Source organism: Coprococcus intestinihominis (genome assembly GCF_040096555.1).
GTDB lineage: Bacteria > Bacillota > Clostridia > Lachnospirales > Lachnospiraceae > Coprococcus_A > Coprococcus_A intestinihominis.
Genome location: NZ_JBBMEK010000502.1, coordinates 1 through 791 on the forward strand (window position 1 = coordinate 1; position 791 = coordinate 791).

Here is a 791-nt window from a genome sequence, read left to right on the forward strand (position 1 = left end):
ATCATCTCTGTCTCCAGAGGTCCTAACTTCCTTCGTCCTGCCTGCCCATAACCAGGGTGTCAGCTATGCTCCTTTACGGGGTCATATGCCCCATGGTGACTATTTCTGCCGACTACTGGCTCATTCTTTGTATTATTGATTACTGACTCGCTTCCTGTTCCAGCACTGTGATCAGTGGACGTTATCTGTTACATTCTGCTTGATTCAGTGGCTGTCCACTTGACAGCCTCCATTACAGTTACTTGTCTTTCTTACGCGGCCTGTAGATAAACTGCCGGTCTCTTGATGTCACTGACCATCTTTTTCGGATCATAATCCACGCCTTTTGTCAGCATGGCATAAAAGACACGTATCAGCTTGGCTGCAATTGCCATAAGTGACTGCATTTTCTTCAACGGATTCAACCTTCTGGTTGTATAATAATTGTGGAGTTCCCTGAACTCCTGGTTCTTCGACACAAGTGACATTGCAACCTCAAAGAGCAAATATCTGAGTCTCTTTCGACCTCGTCTGCTTATTGTTGTCTCGCCCTTGTGCTTTCCCGAACTATTTTCAACCAATGCCAATCCTGCAAGCTTCTGCAGTTCTTTCGGATTGTTGAAGCGGCTGATATCTCCTACTTCTGCAAGGAACCCTGACACTGTCCTGATCCCCACACCTTTGATCTCTAACAGCTTTTCAGCCATCGGAATCTTTCTTACCAGTTCTTCAATTAGAACCATAACTTCCTGTAGACGTGTATTTCTGGATTCATAGTCCTCCAAAAGCATTCGGATTTCCATTCTTGCAGA

At 45.1% G+C, this 791-nt stretch carries 1 protein-coding gene; it reads right to left on the bottom strand.

The genetic code is table 11. From position 1 onward, the window contains the following. Positions 1–251: 251 nt before the first annotated feature. Positions 252–791: transposase (locus WMO25_RS18490; protein WP_349086726.1), on the bottom strand; the 540-nt coding region annotated here is incomplete at its 5' end.